Raw genomic sequence first — 810 nt, 5'->3', positions numbered from 1 at the left:
CTTCAAACCGATCCTCAGCAACAACGAGGTCTGCATGAAGCGGCCGGTCCGACCGTTTGTCGTGGAAGTGAAAAAGAAGCGCGGCACTATTTCAAAGCCGCGTTCGATCTGGGGAGACATCGATTTTTCAGCTGTAGCTGACGAGCCGATGAGGGAGCCTGCGCTGCTCGTTCAATCGAACACCATTGATTCTGATCGGATGTCATCGGAGACACCGGATCCCATAAGCACTGGAAGCCCAGAGGCTTTGGTTGAGAGAGTCGAGGTCGTTGATGGTGCCGGCGGATCTGAGGGCCAGCACAACGGTGCGAAAGCCGACATTGAAAATGAGGTCAAGAAACCGTCGCGGCCGGATCGAAGGCGTATCAGGCGAGCCGACGAGCCGAAACTGCCAAGAGGCCAACGCTGGAAAAGACGGCTGCCAAAAGTGCTGCGCGGGGTGACCTGATCGTGCTTGAGGGCGGGTACGTCGCTCCCTGGCTGCCATAAGAACGCTCCGCGAACGACGCAAGCTTGGAAGACATATAGTTCCAGATCGCCCCGCTTTCTCCCCATGCGTCATGCTGTCGACGCGCCCGTCTCCTGGGCGATGATGGCCGCCCGCATGGCGTCCGGGCTGCTCTTGTCGGAAAGATCACAGAAGCCGTGAAACCAGCGCTCGCGGTCGCCGATCCTGATCGCGAAGAAGACGCTGGTCACGTAGCCAGCCTTGTATTCGGACATGCAGAACATGCCGGTTCGCTGGAACAGCGGCGGCAGCAGGTCGAGCATGAAATGGTATGTCGAGGCATCCACCTCGAACCATTCGCC

At 58.6% G+C, this 810-nt stretch carries 2 protein-coding genes; one reads left to right on the top strand and one right to left on the bottom strand.

Annotation, left to right across the window (positions count from 1 at the left end):
* Positions 1-448: hypothetical protein (locus AC1DZP_RS36285; RefSeq protein WP_477309174.1), on the top strand; the 448-nt coding region annotated here is incomplete at its 5' end.
* Positions 449-558: 110 nt separating this feature from the next.
* On the opposite strand, the gene AC1DZP_RS36280 is transcribed toward AC1DZP_RS36285, so the two are convergent.
* Positions 559-810, bottom strand: a 252-nt coding sequence (locus AC1DZP_RS36280) for a DUF1419 domain-containing protein (RefSeq protein ID WP_477309172.1), incomplete at its 5' end; no start/stop codon positions are given.

This window comes from Mesorhizobium sp. P2_F8 (genome assembly GCF_056403655.1).
This window is presented reverse-complemented; position numbering and strand designations above follow the sequence as displayed.